We start from the raw sequence: 7,005 nt of genomic DNA, 5'->3' as shown, positions 1-7,005 counted from the left end.
GCTTGGTGCCTTCTGGAAAATCTGGCGCGGCGTGCGCCAGGCTTCTGCCGTCATCGCCAGGATCAAGCCGGATGCCGTCGTCGGCTTCGGCGGCTATCCGACCTTGCCGCCGCTCTACGCGGCGACACGGCGCAAGGTACCGACCCTGATCCATGAGCAGAACGCGGTGATGGGGCGCGCCAACCGGGCGCTGGCCGGCCGTGTCGACGCGATCGCCGGCGGCTTCCTGCCGCAGGACAGCAGTGCAGCCGGGGTCAAGACGGTGACGACAGGCAATCCGGTCCGGCCTGCGGTGCTGGAAGCGGCCAAGACTGCCTATGCGGCATCTGCCGGGGATCAACCGTTCCGCCTGCTGGTTTTTGGCGGCAGCCAGGGCGCCCAATTCTTTTCCGATGCCGTGCCGGGAGCCATTGCGCTGCTTTCCGACGCCCAGCGCAAACGGCTGGTCATTACCCAACAAGCGCGCGCCGATGACGTGGCGCGGGTCAAGGCGGCCTATGCCACCCTTGGCGTCGCCGTCGAGGTCTCGCCCTTCTTCACCGATATGGCGGCACGCATGGCGGCCGCTCATCTGGTGATCTCGCGTTCCGGCGCCTCGACCGTCTCGGAGATCGCCGTCATCGGCCGGCCGGCGCTGCTGGTGCCTTACCCCCATGCGCTCGATCACGATCAGGCGGCGAACGCGGCGGCCCTTGCCGCTGCCGGCGGCGGCGAAGTGCATCCGCAATCCTCGCTCTCGTCCGAACGCATCGCAGCGCTTGTCGGCGGGCTGATGGACGACCCCGATCGGCTGACGGCGATGGCGGCGGGTGCGAAATCGGCCGGCAGGCCGGACGCGGCACGGTTGCTCGCCGATCTTACAGAGGCTATTGCGTCCAAAAAAACCGTTTCGGATTTCAGGAAGGGGACGCAAGCATGAAGATGCCGCAGACCATCGGCCTTGTGCATTTCATCGGCATTGGCGGCATCGGCATGAGCGGCATTGCCGAAGTGCTGCACAATCTCGGCTACAAGGTGCAAGGGTCCGACCAGGCCGAAAGCGCCAATGTGCAGCGGCTGCGCGACAAGGGCATTGAATGCTTCGTCGGCCATAGGGCCGAGAATCTCGGCGATGCCGAGGTGGTGGTCGTCTCGACGGCGATCAAGAAATCCAACCCTGAGCTGAAGGCCGCGCGCGAAAAGCTGCTGCCGATCGTGCGCCGGGCCGAGATGCTGGCCGAACTGATGCGCTTTCGCCAGGCGGTGGCGATCGGCGGCACGCATGGCAAGACGACGACGACCTCGATGGTGGCGACCTTGCTCGATGCGGGCGGGCTCGATCCGACCGTGATCAATGGCGGCATCATCAATGCCTACGGCACCAACGCCCGCATGGGCGACGGCGAATGGATGGTGGTCGAGGCCGACGAGAGCGACGGCACCTTCCTGAAACTGCCGGCCGAGATCGCGGTCGTCACCAACATCGACCCCGAGCATCTTGACCACTATGGCAGCTTCGACAAGGTGCGCGAGGCGTTCCGCCAGTTTGTCGAGAACGTTCCGTTCTACGGTTTTGGCGTGATGTGCACCGATCACCCCGAAGTGCAGGCGCTGGTCAGCCGCATCGAGGACCGCCGGGTCATCACCTATGGCGAGAATGCGCAGGCCGACGTGCGCTTTACCAATCACCGCATGTCAGGTGCCATTTCGGAATTCGACGTGGTGATCCGCGACCGCAAGACCGGCGGCCAGACTGTCATAGCAGGCCTGCGCCTGCCGATGCCCGGCCGTCACAACGTCTCCAACGCGACGGCAGCAATCGCGGTCGCGCACGAACTCGGCCTGTCGGCCGAGGCGATCAAGAAGGGCCTGTCGTCCTTCGCCGGCGTCAAGCGCCGCTTCACCCATACCGGTTCGTGGGACGGCGTCGAAATATTCGACGATTACGGCCACCATCCGGTCGAGATCTCGGCGGTGCTGAAGGCGGCGCGCAGCGCCACCCAGGGTCGTGTCATCGCCATTGCCCAGCCGCATCGCTTCACCCGGCTGCATGATCTGTTCAACGAGTTTTCCACCTGCTTCAACGACGCCGACACAGTAATGGTGGCGCCGGTCTACGCGGCCGGCGAAGAGCCGATCGACGGCGTCAGCTCGGACGCGCTGGTGTCGCGCATCCGCGCCGGCGGTCATCGCGACGCGCGCTACATCGAGGGCCCGGCGGCGATTGCGCCCATCGTCCGTGACCTGGCCAAGCCGGGCGATTTCGTCGTCTTCCTTGGAGCCGGCAACATCACCCAATGGGCCTATGCGTTGCCCAAGGAGCTTGGCGGGACCGTCTCATGATGCACGGCCAGGCCCTGATCGACAGACTTGGCGACCGGCTTGCCGGCCTGCGTGGCCGCCTGACGCCGAACGCCGAGATGGACAAGATCACCTGGTTCCGTGCCGGGGGGCTGGCTGAAGCGTTGTTCCAGCCGGCCGATGAGGAGGACCTTGCCGCGTTCCTGAAAGCCGTTCCCGAAGAGATACCGCTGACGGTCGTCGGCGTCGGCTCCAACCTTCTGGTCCGCGATGGCGGCATCGAGGGCTTTGTCATTCGGCTTTCGGCCAAGGGCTTCGGCGATGCCGAGGTGATTTCGCCAATCAGGATCAAGGCGGGAGCTGCTACCCCCGACAAGCGCGTCGCAGCGGTGGCGCTCGAGGCCGGCATTGGCGGCTTTCATTTCTACCACGGCATTCCGGGTGCAATCGGCGGTGCGCTGCGAATGAATGCCGGCGCCAATGGCGTCGAGACGCGCGAGCGCGTCATCGAAGTGCGAGCACTCGATCGCAAGGGCAATGTGCAGACGCTGAGCAATGCCGATATGGGATACGCCTATCGCCATTCGGCGGCTCCTTCCGGGCTGATCTTCACCTCCGCCGTGTTCGAAGGCTTTGCCGAGGACAGGGCGACCATCAAGGCTGCGATGGAGGCCGTGCAGAACCATCGTGAGACCGTGCAGCCGATCCGCGAGAAGACCGGCGGCTCGACCTTCAAGAATCCCGACGGCACATCGGCCTGGAAGGAGATCGACAAAGCGGGCTGCCGCGGCCTGATGATCGGCGGCGCGCAGATGTCGCCGATGCATTGCAACTTCATGATCAACACCGGAACCGCGACCGGCTACGACCTTGAATATCTCGGCGAGACGGTGCGCACGCGGGTGCTGGAGAATTCCGGTATCCGGCTGCAATGGGAAATCAAGCGCATCGGCAATTTCCGGCCAGGGCATGCCGTTCAGGAGTTTCTCGGGCAGCTCCTTTAAGGTGCTGATATTCAGGTGATGCTCCGCTCCGGTTCTCGAAAGCCATCGTTTTCGACTCGGCCTGACCTGAATCTCGACACACCTAGCGCCTCGTTGAAGTTCATGTGATGCGTGAACTTCAACGAGGCGAAAAACGGTCCGCGACCGTTGCCGCAAAGACTCAACGACACGCTTTTCGCATCCATTTTCTCAGAAAGTGAATCTCTCGGAATCGTAAGCACTTGCCAGTGAATCAACTCTCTGATTCTCTGCTCGAAAGCGTTTCCTGATTTGAGTCGTTCGACGCGTTTTCAGCGTTTTCCGTCTGGGGGGCAACCTGCCGGGAGACTCTGACTCAATGTTGCGGAAAATCTGGTTTTGGTCCGCCGTGAGAGAGGGGATGCCGGGGAATGAAAAACAAGCATGTGGCCGTCCTGCTGGGTGGTTTTTCGTCCGAGCGGCCCGTGTCCCTGTCCTCCGGAAAGGCTTGCGCCGATGAGCTTGAGAAGGAAGGTTACCAGGTCACCCGCGTCGATGTCCGGCGCGATGTCGGCTCCGTGCTTGCCGAGCTCAAGCCCGATGTCGCCTTCAATGCGCTGCACGGCCCTTTCGGCGAGGATGGCACCATCCAAGGCATCCTCGAATATCTCGGCATTCCCTACACCCATTCCGGCGTGCTCGCCTCGGCTCTGGCCATGAACAAGGAGCAGGCCAAACGGGTTGCCAAGTCGGTCGGCATCGTGGTCGCCGAATCGAAGGTCGCCAGCCGCTTCGCCATCCAGAACAAGCATCCGATGAAGCCGCCCTATGTGGTCAAGCCGGTCAATGAGGGCTCAAGCTTCGGCGTCGTCATCGTGCATGAAGGCCAGTCGCATCCGCCGCAGGTTCTTGGCTCGTCGGAATGGAAATATGGCGATGCCGTCATGGTCGAGCGCTACATTCACGGCAGGGAGCTGACCTGCGCGGTGATGGGCGATGTGGCGCTGGGGGTCTGCGAGATCATCCCGACCGGCCATTCCTTCTACGACTATGATTCAAAATATGTCGCCGGGGGATCAAAGCACGAATGCCCCGCAAAAGTTTCACCGAATATTTACCAAAAAATACAAACACTGGCGCTCAAGGCTCACCAAGCGATCGGCTGTCGGGGCGTTTCCCGGTCGGACTTCCGTTATGACGATCGGCATTCCGAAAACGGCGAGATTGTCTGGCTCGAGGTCAACACCCAGCCGGGTATGACGCCGACGTCCTTGGTGCCTGAAATCGCCGCCCAGGCCGGGCACTCGTTTGGCGATTTGTTGAGTTGGATGGTGGAGGACGCTTCGTGTCTGCGTTGAAATGGGGACAGGGTAGGGAGAGGGGCGCGGCCGGTCCGGCGCTGTTCGGCCTGTCGTTGCCGTTGGACCATTTCGTGCTGCCGCGGATGCTGCGCCGCCCGGTGCGCATTATGGCGCGCCTCGGTGTCGGGGAATTCCAGGCGCCGCGCTTTTCCGCGGCCATGATGTCGGCCGTGCTGATTTTCTCGAGCAGTGCCTATGGCGCCTATCTCGGCGGTCATATCGACGGTATCGTGCAGAGCATCACCGCCCGTACCGGATTTGCCGTCGATCAGGTCAAGGTGGTGGGCAATCGCCAGACCTCGGAAATCGATATACTCGACAGGCTTGAACTCGACGGCTGGACGTCGCTGATCGGCTTTAATGCCGAGGCCGCGCGGGAACGAATTGCGACCTTGCCGTGGATCGAGGTCGCGGCGGTGCGCAAGGTCTATCCGCATACGCTGGAAGTGCGTGTCGAGGAGCGTGAGGCTTTCGCGCTCTGGCAGCAGGGTGACGAGCTTTCGGTCATCGAGAGGAATGGCGCCATGATCGCGCCGTTCTCGGGCGGCAAGCAGGTGCTTCTGCCTCTGCTGATCGGCACCGGCGCGCCGGCGAGCGCGCCCGATTTCCTGGCCAAGGTCGAAAAATATCCCGAGCTCGCGAACCGGATCAAAGGTTATATCCGTGTCGGCGAACGGCGCTGGGACCTGAAGCTGGACAATGGCATCACCATCAAGCTTCCCGAGGACGACGAGGATCAGGCCCTCGCCGAACTCGTGAAGATGGATCATGACAACGGTTTGCTGTCGCGCGACATCGCCGCCGTCGACATGCGCCTGACGGACCGGCTGGTCGTCCAGTTGACGGCGGAAGCGGCGACGCAGCGCGAAGCCGCCCTCAACGAGAAACCCAAGAGCCTGAAGCGCAAGCCGGAGACGAAGATATGAGCTGGCTTGGCAGTCCTGGCGATGCCGCGTCGCGCCGGTCTGGCACCCTGACGGTGCTGGATGTCGGTTCGAGCAAGGTCTGCTGCATGGTGGCCAAGCTCAAGCCGTGCGATGACGGCAAGCTGCTGCGCGGCCGTTCGCACCGGATCCAGGTGATCGGCATCGGCCATCAGAAGTCGCAAGGCGTGAAGTCGGGTGTCGTGGTCGATCTCGACAGGGCGGAGCATGCCATCCGCCTTTCCGTCGACGCAGCCGAGCGCATGGCCGGGCTGACGGTCGATTCGCTGATCGTCAACATGACGGCCGGCCGGCTGAAGAGCGAAGCCTTCTCCGCCACCATCAATCTTGGCGGCCACGAGGCCGACGAGGCCGACATCAAGCGCGTTCTCGGTGCTGGCGCCAAGCAGGCGCTGAAGGCCGAGCGCGAAGTGATCCATTCGCTTCCCGTCGGCTTCTCGCTGGATGCCGAACGCGGCGTGCGCGATCCGCGCGGCATGGTCGGCGACGCACTCGGCGTCGACATGCATGTGCTGACCGGCGACGCCGCGCCGATGCGCAATCTGGAGCTGTCCATCAACCGTTCGCATCTGTCGGTCGAGCGCATGGTGGCGACGCCCTATGCCAGCGGGCTGGCGGCGCTGGTCGACGACGAGCTGGAAATGGGTGCGGCCTGCATCGACATGGGCGGCGGCACGACGACGATCTCGGTGTTTTCGGAAGGCAAGTTCGTCCATGGCGACGCCATCGCCATCGGCGGCAACCATGTCACGCTGGACATGGCCAAGGGGTTGTCGACCTCGCTTGATGCCGCCGAACGGCTGAAGGTGATGCATGGTTCGGCGCTGCCCGGCAGCGCCGACGATCGCGACCTGGTCTCGATCCAGCCGATCGGCGACGATGGCGACGTGCCCTTGCAGATCCCGCGCTCGGTGATGACGCGTATCGTGCGCGCCCGCATCGACGAGACGCTCGAACTGCTGCGCGACCGGCTGAACAAGTCCGGCTATGGCAATGCAGTGGGCAAGCGTGTGGTTCTTACCGGCGGCGCCAGCCAGCTTGCCGGCCTGCCGGAGGCGGCGCGCCGCATCCTGGGACGAAATGTGCGCATCGGCCGCCCGCTCGGCGTGGCCGGCCTGCCGGAAGCGGCGAAGGGGCCGGCCTTCTCGGCCGCGGTGGGGCTTCTGATCTACCCGCAGATGGCGAGCTTCGAGAGCCATCCGGCGAAAGGAATTTCCGGTCTCAAAATGACCGGAACGGGCGGAAAACTGCATCGCATGAGTCAGTGGTTGAGAGACAGTTTCTAAAATTGACGGGGACAGCCCCATAGGCGGCCGCGGCGGCGAAGCGGCGTGAAAGGCAAAGGACGGAGACAATGACCATCAATCTGCAAAAGCCGGACATCACCGAGCTTAAGCCGCGCATCACCGTGTTCGGTGTCGGCGGCGGCGGCGGCAATGCCGTCAACAACATGATCAC

At 63.4% G+C, this 7,005-nt stretch carries 6 protein-coding genes; all 6 read left to right on the top strand.

The genetic code is table 11. The annotated features are described in order from the left end of the window. Window positions 1-919, top strand: a 919-nt coding sequence (locus tag EN925_RS16680; protein ID WP_164894240.1) for a UDP-N-acetylglucosamine--N-acetylmuramyl-(pentapeptide) pyrophosphoryl-undecaprenol N-acetylglucosamine transferase, incomplete at its 5' end; no start/stop codon positions are given. Continuing rightward, a complete protein-coding gene (gene murC, locus EN925_RS16675) occupies window positions 916-2,322 on the top strand; it encodes a UDP-N-acetylmuramate--L-alanine ligase (protein WP_013530958.1) in 1,407 nt (468 codons plus the stop codon). The genes EN925_RS16680 and murC, both read left to right, overlap by 4 nt. Then, window positions 2,319-3,284, top strand: coding sequence for a UDP-N-acetylmuramate dehydrogenase (murB, locus tag EN925_RS16670; protein WP_013530959.1), 966 nt, complete (start codon window positions 2,319-2,321; stop codon window positions 3,282-3,284). Before murC ends, murB begins: the two co-directional genes overlap by 4 nt. A 389-nt stretch (window positions 3,285-3,673) precedes the next feature. Continuing rightward, entirely contained in the window at window positions 3,674-4,600 is a 927-nt protein-coding gene (locus EN925_RS16665; protein ID WP_127369544.1) for a D-alanine--D-alanine ligase, read from the top strand. Continuing rightward, window positions 4,588-5,529 carry a cell division protein FtsQ/DivIB gene (locus EN925_RS16660; RefSeq protein WP_127369545.1) on the top strand — a complete coding sequence of 314 codons (942 nt, stop codon included), beginning with the start codon at window positions 4,588-4,590 and terminating at the stop codon, window positions 5,527-5,529. The genes EN925_RS16665 and EN925_RS16660 overlap by 13 nt, the downstream gene beginning before the upstream one ends. Then, on the top strand, window positions 5,526-6,833 hold the full coding sequence (ftsA, locus tag EN925_RS16655; protein ID WP_013530962.1) for a cell division protein FtsA: 1,308 nt from the start codon (window positions 5,526-5,528) through the stop codon (window positions 6,831-6,833). The genes EN925_RS16660 and ftsA overlap by 4 nt, the downstream gene beginning before the upstream one ends. Window positions 6,834-7,005 lie beyond the last annotated feature (172 nt).

The organism is Mesorhizobium sp. M7A.F.Ca.US.006.04.2.1 (genome assembly GCF_004022915.1).
Classification (GTDB): domain Bacteria; phylum Pseudomonadota; class Alphaproteobacteria; order Rhizobiales; family Rhizobiaceae; genus Mesorhizobium; species Mesorhizobium ciceri.
Note: the sequence above shows the minus strand (reverse complement) of the source record. Positions and strands in the feature narration are given on the sequence as shown.

Bases quoted from the DNA above. Each gene is read 5' to 3' on its own strand.
- murC (WP_013530958.1), top strand. From the start codon at position 916: ATGAAGATGCCGCAGACCATCGGCCTTGTGCATTTCATCGGCATTGGC.
- murB (WP_013530959.1), top strand. From the start codon at position 2,319: ATGATGCACGGCCAGGCCCTGATCGACAGACTTGGCGACCGGCTTGCC.
- EN925_RS16665 (WP_127369544.1), top strand. From the start codon at position 3,674: ATGAAAAACAAGCATGTGGCCGTCCTGCTGGGTGGTTTTTCGTCCGAG.
- ftsA (WP_013530962.1), top strand. From the start codon at position 5,526: ATGAGCTGGCTTGGCAGTCCTGGCGATGCCGCGTCGCGCCGGTCTGGC.